The following is a 238-nucleotide window of genomic DNA, read 5'->3' on the forward strand; positions in this document are numbered from 1 at the left end:
GGGTGGTGGTCACTGCTGGTTAACGGCCCTCCGCGCCCGGTAGCGACCCGGCTCGGCAACGGCGCCCACGGCCGAGGCCGCGTCGCTAACGGAGGCGGCAGCGGCGAGGTCGCGTTGGGTTACCTCTCCCCCTGCGTCATGGGACACGTAGCGCAAGAAGACCCTGTTGTACCGCCAGTCAAGATCCGGATGGTGGTTCTGTTCTTCGGCGATCTGTCCTATGGCCGCGATGAGGACC

The 238-nt window shown here is 66.8% G+C and carries 1 protein-coding gene; it reads right to left on the minus strand.

What is annotated here, in order from left to right; translation table 11 throughout:
* Positions 1-9 precede the first annotated feature (9 nt).
* The coding region (locus ACPYOG_RS20675; RefSeq protein ID WP_481295932.1) for a 4a-hydroxytetrahydrobiopterin dehydratase at positions 10-238 on the minus strand (229 nt) is incomplete at its 5' end.

Source organism: Leifsonia sp. HAY1-4F, assembly GCF_056755275.1.